15 protein-coding genes, 1 tRNA gene and 1 rRNA gene are annotated in these 17009 nt (G+C 49.0%); 8 read left to right on the top strand and 9 right to left on the bottom strand.

From position 1 onward, the window contains the following. Window positions 1-159: 159 nt before the first annotated feature. Complete coding sequence (gene ettA / locus DSM2777_RS06680) at window positions 160-1827, bottom strand: energy-dependent translational throttle protein EttA (RefSeq protein ID WP_061553496.1); 1668 nt, start codon at window positions 1825-1827, stop codon at window positions 160-162. A gap of 563 nt (window positions 1828-2390) precedes the next feature. Here ettA and cspE point away from each other — a divergent pair. The 3 genes from cspE (at window position 2391) to trpR (ending at window position 5213) form a co-directional block, all read left to right on the top strand. After that, entirely contained in the window at window positions 2391-2603 is a 213-nt protein-coding gene (gene cspE, locus DSM2777_RS06685) for a transcription antiterminator/RNA stability regulator CspE (RefSeq protein ID WP_025801164.1), read from the top strand. A 260-nt stretch (window positions 2604-2863) separates the two neighbouring features. After that, the gene (gene sltY, locus DSM2777_RS06690; protein ID WP_061553497.1) at window positions 2864-4792 is read left to right on the top strand and encodes a murein transglycosylase; all 1929 of its coding nucleotides are present in this window, start codon (window positions 2864-2866) and stop codon (window positions 4790-4792) included. A gap of 94 nt (window positions 4793-4886) precedes the next feature. Beyond that, the gene (gene trpR / locus DSM2777_RS06695; RefSeq protein ID WP_040046167.1) at window positions 4887-5213 is read left to right on the top strand and encodes a trp operon repressor; all 327 of its coding nucleotides are present in this window, start codon (window positions 4887-4889) and stop codon (window positions 5211-5213) included. A gap of 81 nt (window positions 5214-5294) precedes the next feature. Here trpR and yjjX read toward each other — a convergent pair whose 3' ends face one another. Then, complete coding sequence (gene yjjX, locus DSM2777_RS06700) at window positions 5295-5828, bottom strand: inosine/xanthosine triphosphatase (protein ID WP_025801167.1); 534 nt, start codon at window positions 5826-5828, stop codon at window positions 5295-5297. 52 nt (window positions 5829-5880) lie between these two features. Here yjjX and gpmB point away from each other — a divergent pair, with 52 nt between their 5' ends. Further along, window positions 5881-6528 (top strand): 2,3-diphosphoglycerate-dependent phosphoglycerate mutase GpmB, encoded by a 648-nt coding sequence (gpmB, locus tag DSM2777_RS06705; protein ID WP_061553498.1) that lies wholly within the window; start codon window positions 5881-5883, stop codon window positions 6526-6528. Here gpmB and robA read toward each other — a convergent pair. Beyond that, a complete protein-coding gene (gene robA / locus DSM2777_RS06710; RefSeq protein ID WP_046459226.1) occupies window positions 6525-7403 on the bottom strand; it encodes an MDR efflux pump AcrAB transcriptional activator RobA in 879 nt (292 codons plus the stop codon). The genes gpmB and robA overlap by 4 nt on opposite strands. Window positions 7404-7647: 244 nt before the next feature. Between robA and creA the strand changes: the two genes are divergently transcribed. Then, window positions 7648-8124 (top strand): protein CreA, encoded by a 477-nt coding sequence (gene creA, locus DSM2777_RS06715; RefSeq protein ID WP_061553499.1) that lies wholly within the window; start codon window positions 7648-7650, stop codon window positions 8122-8124. Window positions 8125-8197: 73 nt separating this feature from the next. On the opposite strand, the gene proS is transcribed toward creA, so the two are convergent. The 6 genes from proS to metN form a co-directional block, all read right to left on the bottom strand. Then, window positions 8198-9916 (bottom strand): proline--tRNA ligase, encoded by a 1719-nt coding sequence (gene proS, locus DSM2777_RS06720; protein ID WP_025801171.1) that lies wholly within the window; start codon window positions 9914-9916, stop codon window positions 8198-8200. A 119-nt stretch (window positions 9917-10035) separates the two neighbouring features. Beyond that, window positions 10036-10743 carry a tRNA (N6-threonylcarbamoyladenosine(37)-N6)-methyltransferase TrmO gene (gene tsaA, locus DSM2777_RS06725; RefSeq protein WP_061553500.1) on the bottom strand — a complete coding sequence of 236 codons (708 nt, stop codon included), beginning with the start codon at window positions 10741-10743 and terminating at the stop codon, window positions 10036-10038. After that, window positions 10740-11159 (bottom strand): Rcs stress response system protein RcsF, encoded by a 420-nt coding sequence (gene rcsF, locus DSM2777_RS06730; protein ID WP_046459223.1) that lies wholly within the window; start codon window positions 11157-11159, stop codon window positions 10740-10742. Before rcsF ends, tsaA begins: the two co-directional genes overlap by 4 nt. Before the next feature lie 115 nt (window positions 11160-11274). Next, window positions 11275-12090, bottom strand: a complete 816-nt coding sequence (locus tag DSM2777_RS06735; protein ID WP_025801174.1) for a MetQ/NlpA family lipoprotein — start codon at window positions 12088-12090, stop codon at window positions 11275-11277. A 108-nt stretch (window positions 12091-12198) separates the two neighbouring features. Next, window positions 12199-12852 carry a methionine ABC transporter permease MetI gene (locus DSM2777_RS06740; protein ID WP_025801175.1) on the bottom strand — a complete coding sequence of 218 codons (654 nt, stop codon included), beginning with the start codon at window positions 12850-12852 and terminating at the stop codon, window positions 12199-12201. Continuing rightward, window positions 12845-13876: a methionine ABC transporter ATP-binding protein MetN gene (gene metN / locus DSM2777_RS06745; protein ID WP_061553501.1), complete on the bottom strand. Its 1032-nt coding sequence runs from the start codon at window positions 13874-13876 to the stop codon at window positions 12845-12847. The genes DSM2777_RS06740 and metN overlap by 8 nt, the downstream gene beginning before the upstream one ends. Before the next feature lie 191 nt (window positions 13877-14067). Here metN and gmhB point away from each other — a divergent pair, with 191 nt between their 5' ends. From gmhB to DSM2777_RS06760, 3 genes are all read left to right on the top strand, one after another. After that, window positions 14068-14631: a D-glycero-beta-D-manno-heptose 1,7-bisphosphate 7-phosphatase gene (gene gmhB, locus DSM2777_RS06750; RefSeq protein ID WP_046459222.1), complete on the top strand. Its 564-nt coding sequence runs from the start codon at window positions 14068-14070 to the stop codon at window positions 14629-14631. A gap of 417 nt (window positions 14632-15048) precedes the next feature. Then, window positions 15049-16591 (top strand): 16S ribosomal RNA (locus DSM2777_RS06755). A 138-nt stretch (window positions 16592-16729) separates the two neighbouring features. Next, window positions 16730-16805, top strand: a tRNA-Glu gene (locus DSM2777_RS06760). The last annotated feature ends 204 nt before the right edge of the window (window positions 16806-17009 follow it).

The following is a 17009-nucleotide window of genomic DNA, read 5'->3' on the forward strand; positions in this document are numbered from 1 at the left end:
ATGCCGTTCGTTTAAGAGATCGAGATACACGGGGCTAGCACACCGCGGGGCGCTCCGGCAGCTAAAGCTGCTACGACCCCATCGGTGTACTTCCCCTAAAATCACGCTTAAGTGAACAGCATTACTCCTCGATAGGAACCTTATTCACAGAGACTAAAACTATTTAGTCATCTTCTTATACTTAATACGGTGCGGTTCTAATGCTTCTGCGCCCAGAGTACGTTTTTTGTATTCTTCGTATTCGGTGAAGTTACCTTCGAAGAACTCAACTTTACCTTCATCCTGATAATCCAGAATGTGGGTGGCGATGCGGTCAAGGAACCAACGGTCATGGGAAATAACCATTGCGCAGCCTGGGAATTCCAACAGGGCGTTTTCTAAGGCGCGTAGGGTTTCGATGTCGAGGTCGTTGGTCGGTTCATCGAGCAGCAACATGTTGCCGCCGACCTGTAGCAGTTTCGCTAAGTGCAGACGACCACGTTCACCACCGGATAGCTCGCCGACGCGTTTACCCTGATCGACGCCTTTAAAGTTAAAGCGGCCAACATAGGCACGGCTTGGCATCTCAAAGTTACCGATGCGCATGATGTCTTGGCCGTTAGAGACTTCTTCCCAAACGGTTTTTTTGTCATCCATGCTGTCACGGAACTGATCTACTGACGCTAGCACGACGGTTTCGCCGAGATCGATATTGCCGGAATCAGGCTGCTCTTTGCCGGAAATCATACGGAACAGGGTAGATTTACCCGCACCGTTCGGACCGATGATACCCACGATGGCGCCTTTCGGCAGCGCAAAGGAGAGGTCTTCAATCAGCAGGCGGTCGCCGTAAGATTTTGACAGGTTCTGAACTTCCAGCACTTTGTCACCCAGACGAGGTCCTGGTGGAATGAACAGTTCGCTGGTTTCGTTACGCTTTTGATACTCAACGTTGTTAAGTTCTTCAAAGCGAGCCAAACGCGCTTTACCTTTAGACTGACGGCCTTTCGCTCCCTGACGTACCCACTCCAGCTCTTTCTCGATAGATTTGCGACGAGCGGCTTCAGCTGAAGCTTCCTGCGCCAAACGCTGATCTTTCTGCTCCAGCCAAGAAGAGTAGTTACCTTCCCATGGAATACCTTCACCACGGTCAAGTTCGAGGATCCAACCGGCAACGTTATCCAAGAAGTAACGGTCATGGGTAATCGCTACCACGGTACCTTCGTAGTCGTGCAGGAAGCGCTCCAGCCATGCCACGGACTCGGCGTCCAAGTGGTTGGTTGGTTCGTCGAGCAGCAGCATGTCTGGTTTTTCCAGCAGCAGGCGGCAAATTGCCACGCGGCGACGTTCACCACCGGACAGGTTAGCAATCTGTGCATCCCAAGCAGGCAGACGCAGCGCATCGGCAGCACGTTCTAACTGGTTATCTAAATTATGGCCGTCGTGAGACTGAATAATCGCCTCCAACTCGCCCTGTTCTTTGGCTAACTTATCAAAGTCCGCGTCTGGATCAGCATACAGCGCATACACTTCGTCCAAACGGGTCAGTGCGCGTTTCACTTCACCAACGGCTTCTTCAACCGCTTCACGCACGGTTTGGTCTGGATTGAGTTTTGGTTCCTGCGGCAGATAACCGATTTTGATCCCCGGCTGTGGACGGGCTTCACCTTCGATTTCGGTATCAATACCGGCCATGATGCGCAGCAGGGTTGATTTACCTGCGCCGTTTAGACCCAGAACACCGATTTTGGCTCCGGGGAAGAAACTAAGGGAAATGTCCTTCAAAATGTGACGCTTCGGCGGAATAATCTTGCCGACGCGGTGCATAGTATAGACGTATTGAGCCACGGCTATATACTCCTTGATTTATAAGGGTTTTACCTCTATCTCACAGATTCATGGGCGAGAGGCGGGGCATAAGCATTTAAATGACGTTCTGTCATTGGCGCGACAGGGCATTTTATGAAGGCGGAGTTTAGCCCGTTTTCGATTTTTATCCCAGCCATCGTCGCATGACAGGGGCGTTTAACGCGTAAAATTTGTAGGTTAAGTTATGCAAATATAGGACATTTGGTGCTTATTTCACCGTTCGGATAAATATTGAGTTAAGAATTTTCTTTCCTGTAGGCCGCGTCCGCGTTGGATTCTCCCCAAAATTACTACGGTTTATTCAAGAAGATTCAAAAATAGGTGTTGCTTATAAACCTAAGGCATGAGTAAATAGCGTCATCGGTTTGGAACACAGACCTTATGTGAAAGCAGTTTTAGTAAAGCAGTCCTCAGTTCAAGCGTTATCCTTAGATACCTCTTCTTCCGTGAGTCTCCTCCTAAGTGCACCCCATAAGCTAGCTCTGACGACGAACCTCGTTCGCTGCAATAATGTGGCTTAAAAAATTGAAAGGAAGTATCTAATGTCTAACAAAATGACTGGTTTAGTAAAATGGTTCAACGCTGATAAAGGTTTCGGCTTCATCTCTCCAGCTGACGGCAGCAAAGATGTATTCGTACATTTCTCTGCAATCCAGAGCGATAGCTACAAATCTCTGGACGAAGGTCAGACCGTTGAGTTCACTATCGAGAATGGCGCTAAAGGCCCAGCAGCAGCTAACGTAGTAGCGCTGTAATCTCTATAGTTTAGTATTGTTTACGATAGCGATGACGGCATAGACCTGAGCAGTTAAAGAATACTGAAAAGAAAAACCCGCCTTGAGCGGGTTTTTTTATGCCCAAAATTCACTATCCCTTTGTTTTCCCTTCACGGTTGTTTATGTTAGTGGCTAGGCAACCTAAACGTAAAAGTTGTGAAGAAAGGCAGGGGCTAATGGAATGCTCTGCTAAAATCGCTGTCTATGAGTGGTATCGGTTTAAAGCGAGGAAAGGTGAGATGGTCATGGCGGACAATTGGCGTGCTTGGGGTATAGGTTTATGTTTAGTCGCTGTGTCCGGGAGCAGTTTTGCTGACTCTTTGGATGCTCAGCGTCAGCGTTATTTACAGGTAAAGCAAGCTTGGGATAGCAATCAGATGATGACGGTGAATCAGCTGATGCCTACGCTGCGCGATTATCCGCTTTATCCTTATCTAGAATACCGCCAGCTAACTCAGGATCTCGGTCAGGCAACAACGATTGAGATTAAAGATTTTATTGCTCGCAATCCGACCTTGCCTCCCGCTAAATCATTGCCGTCTCGTTATGTGAATGAGCTTTCTCGCCGTCAGGATTGGACAGGATTGTTGGTGTTTAGCCCTCAGGCTCCCAAGCCTATTGCGGCTCGCTGCAATTATTACTATGCCCAATACGCAACGGGCCATCAGCAAATCGCATGGGATGGCGCTCGTGATATCTGGCTAAGTGGCCAGTCACTGCCTACCAACTGCGACAAACTGTTTGATGCGTGGAAAGCCTCTGGCGATCAGACGCCGCTGACCGTGCTTGAACGCATGCGTTTGGCGCTGAAGAAAGGTAATAACGGGCTAGTGAGCTTCTTAGCCAAGCAGCTTCCGCCAGATTATCAAACCATGGGGGATGCCCTTGCTAGCCTTCAGGCCGATCCTCGCAATGTCGAGGCTTTTGCGCGTAGCGTGGGGCCAACCGATTTTACCCGCGACGCGACTGAAATCGCATTCTCCAGCTTGGCGCGCCAGAACGCTGATGAAGCACGTGCGATGCTACCCACTTTGGTGCGGCTGCAAAAAATTGGCGATAAACAACGTCAGGCCATGGAAGATAGTATTGCATGGCGCTTGATGGGCAGCGACGCCACCACCGATGATATTCGGTGGCGAGATAATGTGATTAAAAATAGTAATAGTGCTTCACTGATTGAGCGCCGCGTGCGGTTAGCGTTAGGCAATGGCAACAAGCAGGAAATCCGCACATGGTTGGCTTTATTGCCGCAAGAAGTGCGCAATAAAGACGAATGGCGCTACTGGAATGCGACCGTCATGATTGAGGATGGCAAACGCAGCGAAGGTGAAAGCATCCTTCGTTCGTTGACTCAGCAGCGCGGATTCTATCCGATGGTGGCGGCTCAAAAACTGGGTATCACATATCCATTGCAGGTTGAGGTTGCGGATAAGCCATCTTCCAAGCTTACCAACGATCCTGCGATCGATCGTATCCGTGAACTGATGTATTGGAACATGGATAACACCGCACGCAGTGAATGGGTTTCGCTCATTAGCAGTAAGTCTAAACCGGAGCAGGCGGCTTTAGCGCGTTATGCATTTGAGCAGAACTGGGCCGATCTCAGCGTTCAGGCGACGATCACCGCGAAGCTATGGGATCATTTAGAAGAACGCTTCCCAATGGCGTGGCCGCAGCAGTTCCGTCAAGCAACAGAAGATAAAGGAATTTCTCAGTCCTATGCGATGGCTATCGCACGCCAAGAAAGTGCTTGGAACCCAAAAGCCCAGTCACCGGTAGGGGCTAGTGGGTTAATGCAGGTGATGCCTAAAACGGCTGAACACACGGCGCAAATGTTTAATTTGAGCAACTACGTCAACAGCAGCCAGCTGCTCGATCCTATTACCAATATTCAGATTGGCACCAGCTATTTGGAATATGTGTATCAGAGTTTGGGACGTAACCGTATTTTATCGAGCGCTGCTTATAACGCGGGGCCGTCTCGCGTGACTACGTGGCTCGGAAATACCGGCGGCCGCGTGGATGCAGTCGCCTTTATCGAGAGTATTCCTTTCTCGGAAACTCGTGGCTATGTGAAGAACGTCTTGGCTTATGATGCCTACTATCGTTACTTCATGAAGCGCCCAACCAAAATCCTGACCGATGCAGAATGGGGGCGCCGTTACTGATTTCTGTTCTGGATATCTTTGACTGCGCCAAGTTTATGGTATGCTGCCGTACTAGTTAATGAGTATTTTCTCACCAAGAGTATGGCAGCTAATCATGACAACGCGATCCCTGAATGATCCCGCGCTAAGCGCACAAGAAAATGATGACTGGCAACGTTTTGTTGAATTGCTACGGCAGGCGTTTGCCGAAGATTTGCAAGGCCCAATGCTACAGCTTTTTTTGACGCCGGATGAAAGAACAGCGTTGGCGACGCGGGTGCGAATTATCGAAGAGTTGATGAAAGGCGAGATCAGCCAGCGTGAGCTGAAAAGTCAGTTAGGCGCAGGCATTGCAACCATCACTCGCGGATCGAATAGTTTGAAAACAGCGCCCGCAGATCTGAAACAATGGCTAGAGCAGCAGCTACTGGCAGATAAGTAATACGGCGTTAGACAAATTGTTCTGCGATGGCTCGTTTGGGAGCCATCGTCAGACCGCTAGAGCATATAGCTAGTTGTATCGCTATTTTGTTTCTGCGCGCTTCTGGAAGATTTCATTATGAAAAGGGACCAGAGCTAAAACTAACGCTTGGTGATAAACACTGGTGCGGGTCAGTACGCCGTTGGTAAAGACACCGATAGCGCCTTCGCGACGGCCAATATCATTTGTGCCTGTGATTGCCTTCATTTCACTGCCTAAGGCTTTACCTTCTGCGATACCTTGCAGGATAGATTCCGGCAGCATCAGGCTCGCTGAGCGAGATTCTCCGCGCATATGATGATTCTCAATCGTCATCCATGCGAAAGTCATATTCTCTTCAATACCCGCTTCAACACCGACCCAAAAATCAGCTTCTGGGCAAACTTGGCGTGCACACATCACTCTATGACGTGAGCCGGTTCGCGTTTCGTGATTTCCAATGGGTTGTTCAGGTACTCCGCTATCAACTTCAATGCCTTCAATGCGATACTGGTCGGGACCAAAAACATCATCGAACGCCAGAGAAATAGCCTTAATTTTTGCGGGGTTGGTAGTTGCTGCTACAACATGGTACATATTATTTCCAGCTTCTTATTAGCGCATTTCTCGCAGTATACGGAAAAAGTACATGACACAGGTATATCTTACTCGCCACGGTGAAACCGAGTGGAACGCAGAACGCCGGATTCAGGGACAATCCAACAGCCCATTGACCGAGTTAGGGGAACTTCAAGCGCGTCAGGTTGCGGCACGTTTGAGCCAGATGGGGATCACGCATGTGATTGCCAGCGATCTGGGGAGAACTCGCCAAACAGGGCAGGCTATCGCTGATGCCTGTGGATGTGAGCTCATTCTCGATTCGCGCCTGCGTGAACTGCATATGGGCGTATTAGAAGAGCGCTTGCTCGATTCGCTTTCCCCAGCGGAGGAGAAGTGGCGTAAGCAGATGGTTGATGGTACGCCAGATGCACGTATCCCTGAGGGAGAAAGCATGGCTGAACTGGCCACGCGTATGCGTGCCGCGTTGAATAGCTGTCTTGATTTACCTGAGGGAAGTCAGCCCGCATTGGTGAGCCATGGGATTGCCTTGGGCGCGTTGTTAGGGACTATTTTAGGGTTACCGCCACACGCTGAGCGACGTTTGCGCCTGCGCAACTGTTCGTTATCGCGGGTCGATTATCAGCAAAGTCCTTGGCTGGCACCGGGGTGGGTCGTTGAAAGTGCAGGTGATATCCATCATCTGGATAGACCTGCACTTGATGAGATCCAGCGTTAATCTTCTTCGCGACGGGTCGGAATCAGATACTCGCAGCAGATATGTTTAGGCGGTCGCTGCGAGGAATCGTTCTGAGGATGGAAGCGCTCGATATCGTAACCTTTACGACGCACCAGATTTAGCGTTGGTAATGTGGTGCCGTAAAGGTTCAGGATAAATTCCTGGAATCCTTCAGCCGGGCCGTTATAGCAAAACTGGGCATATTCACCGCCGAGAAGAGTTATAGACTGCACTTCTTTCGTTACATCGGGCGGCAAATGCTCAATTTCTAGCGCGGTGGTATACAACACTTCTTGCTCGTCGTCTTTATCTAAACTTGGGCGAGAGTGGTGTAAGCCATACAGAACCGGCGGGATGTTTTTCACATCGTGCAGGAAATCGTGCCAGAATTGGCTACGCAGCTCGGTACGGACTTTGCTGATTTGCTCCAGCGTGCAGGTATAACATTGCGTGATACCTACCAAGGATATGCTAGGCAACGTTATAAACTCTGGTTGAATCAAATTGCTCAGGCCCAGACGAATCGGCGGGCACATTCCGTAAGCATGCCAATCTTCCGCGCGGCGATAAAGCGCAGGAGTTTGATTAAACTGCTTCTTAAAGGCGCGAGTGAACGTCTGCTGCGAGTCAAAACGGTATTGCAGAGCGATATCTAAAATTGGGCGACTGGTCAATCGAAGTGCGACGGCGGCCTTAGATAAACGGCGTGCGCGTATATAGGCACCGATGGCTTGACCAGTGACTTCCTTGAACATCCGTTGCAGGTGCCATTTAGAATATCCCGCTTTGGCTGCGACGTTATCGAGCGATAGTGGTTGGTCTAGGTGTCCTTCCAACCAGCTTAACAGGTCACGAATAATACTGGCCTGATCCATATAGCATCCTCAAAAGCAGTAATGATCGTATACAGCAACTAAACGGCATAATAGCAATTTTTTGCGCCTTAAACTTATATTAAGGTTTTTTCAGCGCAAAGAGTGCTATGCAGGTGTGAGCCGTGCTGTAAGATTTAGATCTTTTATATAGTATGGAATTGCGTTTGTTTTATTAATAACTGGCGTGATTATAATTATCCGAGGTACTTAGGTGAACAAATTTTTTGTAGGGTTATGTTTCACAATGACTGCGATGCTTTCTGCCGCTCATGCAGAACAGATCGGTTCAGTTGATACGGTGTTTAAAATTCTGGGGCCTGACCATAAAATTGTGGTTGAGGCATTTGACGATCCAGACATTAAAAATGTGACCTGCTACATCAGTCGAGCTAAAACCGGTGGCATTAAAGGCGGCTTAGGATTAGCAGAAGATACCGCCGATGCTGCGATCTCTTGCCAGCAGGTCGGGCCAATCGCAATAAGCGAAAAGATTAAGAATAAGAAATCTGATGGAGAAGTTGTTTTCCGTAAACGCACTTCATTGGTGTTTAAAAAATTACAGGTGGTACGTTTTTACGACCCTGCCCGCAACGCTTTAGTCTATTTGACGTATTCCGACAAAGTTGTGGATGGTTCTCCGAAGAACGCCATCAGCGCAGTGCCTATTATGCCTTGGGCTACTCCTGAGACGAGCGTTCCGGCTGCCGCTGCGGCACAGTGATTTAATGTTGAATCATCTAGTTACAAAAGGCCGACATTGCTGTCGGCCTTTTTTCATTCTCTAACTAACGGCTTTAGCGTTTGATTCGCGCCAGCAAGAAATCTTCGATTTCGCCGGTTTTAATCATTTGCTTATCGCCGCTGCGACGATGCTTATATTCAATTTCATCGCTGTCGAGATTACGGTCGCCGATAACGATGGTGTGCGGTACACCAATCAGTTCCATATCGGCAAACATCACGCCTGGACGCTCTTTGCGGTCATCCATAATCACGTCGATGCCTTTAGCGCGCAGGCTATCGTACAGAGATTCCGCCAAATCTTTCACGCGGAAAGATTTATGCATATTCATTGGCAGAATAGCAACTTGGAACGGTGCAATCGCGTCTGGCCAGATAATGCCACGGTCGTCATGATTCTGCTCGATAGCGGCAGCAACAACGCGTGTTACCCCAATTCCGTAGCAGCCCATGGTCATTAACTGATTACGGCCATCTTCGCCTTGGACAGTCGCTTTCAATGCTTCGGTATATTTAGTGCCAAGCTGGAAAATATGGCCAACTTCGATACCGCGTTTGATCAGCAAGGTGCCTTTGCCATCTGGGCTTGGATCGCCTGCAACCACGTTACGGATATCCGCAACCTGTGGCAACGGCAGATCGCGTTCCCAGTTGATGCCAAAGTAATGTTTACCGTCAATGTTTGCGCCTGCGCCAAAATCACTCATCATGGCAACGGTGCGATCAACGACGACTGGCACAGTCATATTAATTGGGCCTAAAGAACCTGGACCCGCGTTTACGACTGCACGAATTTCGGCTTCGGTTGCAAACGTCAGTGGGCTAGCAACCATTTCCAGTTTTTCAGCTTTCACTTCGTTCAGTTCGTGATCGCCACGAACCAACAGAGCAACTAACGCATGACCGCTCTCTTTGGTGGCATGAACCAGCAGAGTTTTAACGGTTTTTTCCACCGGCAGATTAAACTGTTCGGTTAATTCAGCGATGGTTTTCGCGTTTGGTGTATCAATGATACGCAGCTCTTCCGTTGGCGCAGCGCGTTCACCTTTAGGTGCCACGGCTTCAGCCAATTCGATGTTTGCCGCATAGTCAGATTCATTGGAGAAGATAACATCATCCTCACCGCTCTGTGCCAGCACTTGGAATTCGTGAGAAGCGCTACCGCCAATCGAGCCGGTGTCTGCTTGAACTGGACGGAAATCCAAATCCATACGGCTGAAGATTTTGTTATAAGCAGCAAACATCTTGTCGTAGGTTTCTTGCAATGATTCCTGAGAAGTATGGAAAGAATAAGCATCTTTCATCAGGAATTCACGCGAACGCATAACGCCAAAACGTGGGCGAACTTCGTCACGGAATTTGGTCTGAATCTGGAAGAAGTTCAGTGGCAGCTGCTTATAAGAGCTGATCTCATTGCGCACCATATCGGTGATAACTTCTTCGTGGGTTGGACCCAATACAAATGGACGTTCGCCGCGATCGACGAAGCGCAGCAGCTCAGGGCCATACTGTTCCCAACGACCGCTTTCCTGCCACAGATCCGCAGGCTGAACTACGGGCATGGACACTTCGATTGCGCCGGCGTTGTTCATCTCTTCACGGACGATGTTTTCAACTTTTTTCAGAACACGCAGACCGGTAGGCATCCAGGTATAAAGACCGGAGGCCAGTTTGCGGATCATACCGGCACGTAGCATCAGTTGGTGACTGATAACTTCGGCGTCGGCTGGAGTCTCCTTCAGAGTGGAGAGCAGATATTGGCTTGTACGCATGTGTATTGTTCCGTTAGAACGCAATATGTATCAGACCGTCGGGAAAGGCGGCCAAAATAAAGAAAAGTGGCTTAGTTTACCAGTGACGGCGAGTTGTCAAAAGAGAAGGGCATGAAATTCTAGACTGAATTCAGGTCGATCACTTCGGTTATGCCATTTTTCACCTGCCAACGCACGTTAAAATCGAGCAGATGCACGGCATAAATGCGATCTTCGCTCTCTCCCTTGCGGTAGGCCGGACGAGGATCCTGCGCTAGCACCTGTTGGATAAATCGTTGCAGATGAGGATAGCGCTGCTGGTGTTGCTGGATTTGCTGTTGGGCAACATCCGAGAAACTGACGTGCATATCTGCCAGAGGCGCGTCTTGAGCAAAACCGCCGCGAGCCTGAGGCTGGCTTTCAGCAAAAGGCAGGTAAGGCTTGATATCGATGATCGGCGTGCCGTCGACCAAGTCGAGGCTACCCAGCTTCAATATAACTTTGCCACCTTTAGTCTCTATAGATTTTAGTTCAACTAACGACATACCAATCGGATTCGGGCGAAACGTGGAGCGTGTGGCGAACACGCCCATACGTGCATTTCCCCCTAGGCGCGGCGGGCGAACCGTGGGGCGCCATCCGCCGTCCATCGTTTGATGAAAGACAAAAACGATCCACAAATGACTAAACGCTTCGAGACCACGTACCGCTTCGGGCTGGTTATAAGGCGCGATGAGCTCCAGCTCACCGCCGCCGTCCTCAATGAGCCCAGGCTGTCGAGGGATAGCAAATTTCTCTTTATACGGAGAGCGAATAAGCCCGATCGTATCGAAGGTAAACTGACTCATTGCTTGGAAACGTTTAACGCAGAGCCTTTACACACCGCTTGTTGATAGCAGCCTTGTACATCGGTGACCACTTGGCATTGATGTAGTAACACCGCATTGGCTTTCATGGTTGAAGCTTTAATCTGCATGCGCTTGCGCGCCGTGGCCAAATTCGGTGGTGAGTCTTGCTCTGTTGCTTGGCAAACACTGCCTGTTACTTCGCCTAAATCACGGAAAGGCTTACCTACCAAGTCTTCGGCATTGTCATACACTTTCACCGGACGCGGCTTTGGCTGAGTAGGCTTGGTGGTTTTTGTTGTGCTTACCTGTGTTTTTGCCGGTTCAACGGGCGTTGTATTTTCTGATTTTGAGTGCAGTAAAGAACAACCGGACAAAGCCAAAGTGGCAGCGAGCAAGCATAAAGGTAATGCACGCATAAATGTTTCCTGATTTTTATAAAAGTGGATGCTATTGAATCAAGGTATGGCAGAAATGACAAGACGGGCATTCGCCCGTCTTGAAGATATTACGTACTATAACTGCGAGAGGCAATTACCAGCCTTTAACTGCGCCGCCGTTAAAGATTTTATTGGCAGCGTTGTAAACTTCGTCAGATTGATAAGCCTGAACGAATTTCTTCACGTTCTCTGCATCTTTGTTGTCTTCACGAGCTACGATCAGGTTAACGTATGGAGAATCTTTATCTTCAACGAAGATACCGTCTTTGGCTGGAGTCAGGCCAATCTGGCTTGCATAGGTCGTGTTGATAACCGCCAGAGCAATTTGCGCATCGTCCAGTGAACGTGGCAGCTGTGGTGCTTCCAGCTCAACCAGCTTCAGTTTTTTCGGGTTCTCGGTCACGTCCAACACGGTTGGCAGCAAGCCAATGCCGTCTTTCAGTTTAATCAGACCCACTTTTTGCAGCAGTAACAGTGAACGGCCAAGGTTAGTTGGGTCGTTTGGTAAAGCAACCTGAGAGCCATCTTGCAGTTCGCTCAGAGATTTGATTTTCTTCGAATAGCCTGCAATTGGGTATACGAAGGTGCTGCCGACTGGAACCAGTTTGTAGCCACGATCTTTGATCTGCTGATCCAGATAAGGTTTATGTTGGAAAGCATTCGCATCAATATCGCCTTTGCTTAATGCTTCGTTAGGCAGTACATAGTCGTTAAATGTGACCAGCTCAACGTCCAGACCGTATTTATCTTTAGCAACTTTCTGTGCAACTTCGGCAACCTGCTGCTCTGCCCCGACAATAACGCCCACTTTAATATGGTTTGGATCTTTTTCTTCCTGACCACAGCCCGCCAGCGCCAGAGAACCCAGAAGTGCGCCAACGACAGCAATCGACTTAAACTTTAATGACATACCCTTATCCTTCTTTTGACTTGTTCTTGAGACATTGTTGTTGAGACGTTGTTTTTGAAACATTGGGTGGCGCACCATAGCGAGCGCCGTTTTTATTATTAGACTGCTTTATTTGCGGCTAACCGCTTTAACAATGCGATCGCCACTAAACTGGATCAGATACACTAAAATCACTAACAATACTAATACCGTATTCATCACGGTTGCGTTATATCCGATATAACCGTACTGATAACCAATCTGTCCTAGACCGCCAGCGCCCACTGCGCCGCCCATTGCAGAGTAACCCACTAAGGTAATCAATGTGATGGTTGCCGCATTGACCAAGCCTGGAAGTGCTTCCGGTAATAAGATTTTATTGATGATTTGCATCGGTGTTGCACCCATGGCTCGTGACGCTTCAATCAGTCCTGTTGGGATTTCTAATAGCGCGTTTTCAACCATACGAGCAATAAACGGTGCTGCGCCAACGGTCAATGGCACTAATGCTGCCTGCAAACCGATAGATGTGCCTACGATGACGCGGGTAAAAGGGATCATCCATACCAAGAGAATAATGAACGGTATGGAACGGAAGATGTTAACCAGTGCGGAAAGCAGGTTATACAGCTTGGCGTTTTCCCAAATTTGCCCCGGACGCGTTATATAAAGAAGCACGCCGACCGGAAGACCGATAACAAAACCAAAGAAGCCGGATACAAAGGTCATGACGACGGTTTCCCAAATGCCTCGGCCCATTAACCACATCATTGCCTCAGACATAACCCAGCACCTCTACTTTTACTTGATGATTCTTGAAAAACTCAATAGCAGATAACGCATCTGCGTCATCACCGTGCAGCTCAGCTAACATCACGCCAAATTTAACGCCACCGGCATAATCCATTTGAGAACTTAAAATACTGATATCGACATTAAAACGACGAACGGCCTGAGAGATTAACGGCGCGTCGACGGACTGACCGGTAAATTCAAGGCGCAACAGCGGTTGCGTATCAGGTTTGCGATCTGGCGTCATACGAGCAGCAAAATCGTCTGGAATATCTAAATGCAGCGTGGAGTGAATGAACTGCTGCGCCAGCGGTGTTTTCGGGTGAGAGAACACTTCGCCAACGGTGCCTTGCTCAATCAGTTGGCCATCGCTAATTACGGCTACCTGATCGCAAATGCGCTTCACGACGTCCATTTCGTGAGTGATCAGGAGAATTGTCAGACCCAGACGACGGTTAATGTCTTTCAGCAGTTCCAGAATTGAGCGCGTGGTTGCAGGATCAAGCGCGCTGGTGGCTTCATCACACAGCAGGACTTTTGGGTTGCTCGCTAATGCACGGGCAATTGCCACGCGCTGCTTCTGCCCGCCAGACAGATTCGCGGGATAGGCATCTCGTTTATCGCTAAGGCCGACCAGATCTAATAGTTCGCTGACGCGACGCGTGATTTCGCTGCGCGGCGTGTTATCTAGTTCCAGCGGCAGAGCGATGTTCCCTGCAACAGTTCGTGATGAGAGTAAGTTAAAATGCTGGAAGATCATGCCGATCTGACGGCGCGCTTTAGTCAGTGCGCTTTCGGAAAGCGCAGTCATATCCTGATCGCCAACCAAAACGGTGCCGCTGGTTGGGCGTTCGAGCAGGTTGACGCAACGAATCAGTGTACTTTTACCGGCACCGGATGAACCGATGACGCCATAAATTTGCCCGGCAGGGACGTGTAATGACACGTCAGACAGCGCTTTGATCTGGCGCTGGCCCTGCTGAAAAACCTTGGTGATATTTATAAGTTTAATCATTTTTATATTTTTACTTTTGGTGTTGCCCGTGGCAGATAAAAAGCAAACTTTGGGAAAGCCCAAAGTATTAAACTGGATGTTAAGGCGTCTAGACGTCCAAGTCAACAAGTGTCGAGTGCGCTAGAGACTCTCCCTTTCATGTAAATCGTGCGATACTGAGCGGCATCTAACGCCATAAGGAGTGAATATCTGTGGCCCAGCTTGTTCCCGCAATTTTTTTAGATCGTGATGGCACGATTAACGTCGATCACGGATATGTCCATGAAAGCGATAACTTCCAGTTTATAGATGGTGTCATTGACGCCATGGCTGAGCTGAAAAAAATGGGGTATGCCCTCGTACTGGTTACTAACCAGTCTGGTATTGCTCGCGGTATGTTTACCGAAGATCAGTTTATGCACCTCACCGAATGGATGGATTGGTCTTTGGCCGATCGCGGCGTTGATTTGGACGGCGTCTACTATTGTCCGCATCACCCAGAGGGAACGGTAGAAGAATTCCGTCAGGTATGTGATTGCCGCAAGCCGCAGCCAGGTATGCTGCTATCCGCTAAAGAAGAACTAAATATCGATATGAGCGCTTCTTATATAGTAGGTGACAAAATCGAAGACCTATTGGCGGGTGAAGCCGCTAGCGTGGGAACTAAAGTATTGGTTCGTACCGGCAAACCGGTCACACCAGAAGCCGAGGCCAAGGCGGATTTAGTGATTAAGAGCCTTGCTGACTTGCCAAAAGCGATAAAACAGCGGGTTTAGTGCACTAAATGGCTGAAAATAAGCCAAACAGAAAAAAAAATGTAATTAGGGGTTGTCAGCCCGCGAGAACTCCCTATAATGCGCCTCCATCGACACGGAACATGTGAATCACTTCACACCGTATCGGCGGTTTCGATAAGAAATCGCAAGAGAAAAAATCCTGAAATTTAGGGTTGACTCTGAAAGAGGAAAGCGTATTATACGCCACCTCGAGTTAGCAAGCTTAGTCTCCTAACTCACTGCTCTTTAACAATTTATCAGACAATCTGTGTGGGCACTCACAAGACAATATCTAACGTCCTCGGACGATAAAATATTAAAGTCTTGAAGAGTGACCAAGCAGTAATTCATTTAGTTGAATTATTACGAAAGTTAATTTTCGAGCATCGCTTAACTTGTTTAAGCAAATCAAGCTTTTAATTGAAGAGTTTGATCATGGCTCAGATTGAACGCTGGCGGCAGGCCTAACACATGCAAGTCGAGCGGTAGCACAAGAGAGCTTGCTCTCTGGGTGACGAGCGGCGGACGGGTGAGTAATGTCTGGGAAACTGCCTAATGGAGGGGGATAACTACTGGAAACGGTAGCTAATACCGCATGATGTCTTCGGACCAAAGTGGGGGACCTTCGGGCCTCACGCCATCAGATGTGCCCAGATGGGATTAGCTAGTAGGTGGGGTAATGGCTCACCTAGGCGACGATCTCTAGCTGGTCTGAGAGGATGACCGGCCACACTGGAACTGAGACACGGTCCAGACTCCTACGGGAGGCAGCAGTGGGGAATATTGCACAATGGGCGCAAGCCTGATGCAGCCATGCCGCGTGTATGAAGAAGGCCTTCGGGTTGTAAAGTACTTTCAGCGAGGAGGAAGGCATTGTGGTTAATAACCACAGTGATTGACGTTACTCGCAGAAGAAGCACCGGCTAACTCCGTGCCAGCAGCCGCGGTAATACGGAGGGTGCAAGCGTTAATCGGAATTACTGGGCGTAAAGCGCACGCAGGCGGTTGATTAAGTCAGATGTGAAATCCCCGAGCTTAACTTGGGAACTGCATTTGAAACTGGTCAGCTAGAGTCTTGTAGAGGGGGGTAGAATTCCAGGTGTAGCGGTGAAATGCGTAGAGATCTGGAGGAATACCGGTGGCGAAGGCGGCCCCCTGGACAAAGACTGACGCTCAGGTGCGAAAGCGTGGGGAGCAAACAGGATTAGATACCCTGGTAGTCCACGCTGTAAACGATGTCGACTTGGAGGTTGTGCCCTTGAGGCGTGGCTTCCGGAGCTAACGCGTTAAGTCGACCGCCTGGGGAGTACGGCCGCAAGGTTAAAACTCAAATGAATTGACGGGGGCCCGCACAAGCGGTGGAGCATGTGGTTTAATTCGATGCAACGCGAAGAACCTTACCTACTCTTGACATCCAGAGAATTTAGCAGAGATGCTTTAGTGCCTTCGGGAACTCTGAGACAGGTGCTGCATGGCTGTCGTCAGCTCGTGTTGTGAAATGTTGGGTTAAGTCCCGCAACGAGCGCAACCCTTATCCTTTGTTGCCAGCACGTAATGGTGGGAACTCAAAGGAGACTGCCGGTGATAAACCGGAGGAAGGTGGGGATGACGTCAAGTCATCATGGCCCTTACGAGTAGGGCTACACACGTGCTACAATGGCATATACAAAGAGAAGCGAACTCGCGAGAGCAAGCGGACCTCATAAAGTATGTCGTAGTCCGGATTGGAGTCTGCAACTCGACTCCATGAAGTCGGAATCGCTAGTAATCGTAGATCAGAATGCTACGGTGAATACGTTCCCGGGCCTTGTACACACCGCCCGTCACACCATGGGAGTGGGTTGCAAAAGAAGTAGGTAGCTTAACCTTCGGGAGGGCGCTTACCACTTTGTGATTCATGACTGGGGTGAAGTCGTAACAAGGTAACCGTAGGGGAACCTGCGGTTGGATCACCTCCTTACCTAAAGATAGCGTTAAGTGCAGTGTCCACACAGATTGTCTGATGAAATTAATGAGCAAGAGCACCTGTTGATGTTGTGAGTTTTAAGACTCATGCTGATACGAAACGAGAAAGTGAAAGCTTTGTCGGTATTTTCGTGTCCCCATCGTCTAGAGGCCTAGGACACTGCCCTTTCACGGCTGTAACAGGGGTTCGAATCCCCTTGGGGACGCCATTCCGATAATGAGTGAAAGACATTATCACCCGTTCTGATGAACGAAAAATCTTAAAGATGATTCTAACGAGTCGTGTTTAAGATATTGCTCTTTAACAATCTGGAACAAGCTGAAATTTGAAAGCTTAAGCAACTGTGAGAATGACTTCGGTCAAACACTGACACAGTTAGCATTAAGCAGTCTCTCAATTTTTTGCAATCTTG

The sequence above is a fragment of the Obesumbacterium proteus genome (assembly GCF_001586165.1).
Taxonomy (GTDB): Bacteria; Pseudomonadota; Gammaproteobacteria; order Enterobacterales; family Enterobacteriaceae; genus Hafnia; species Hafnia protea.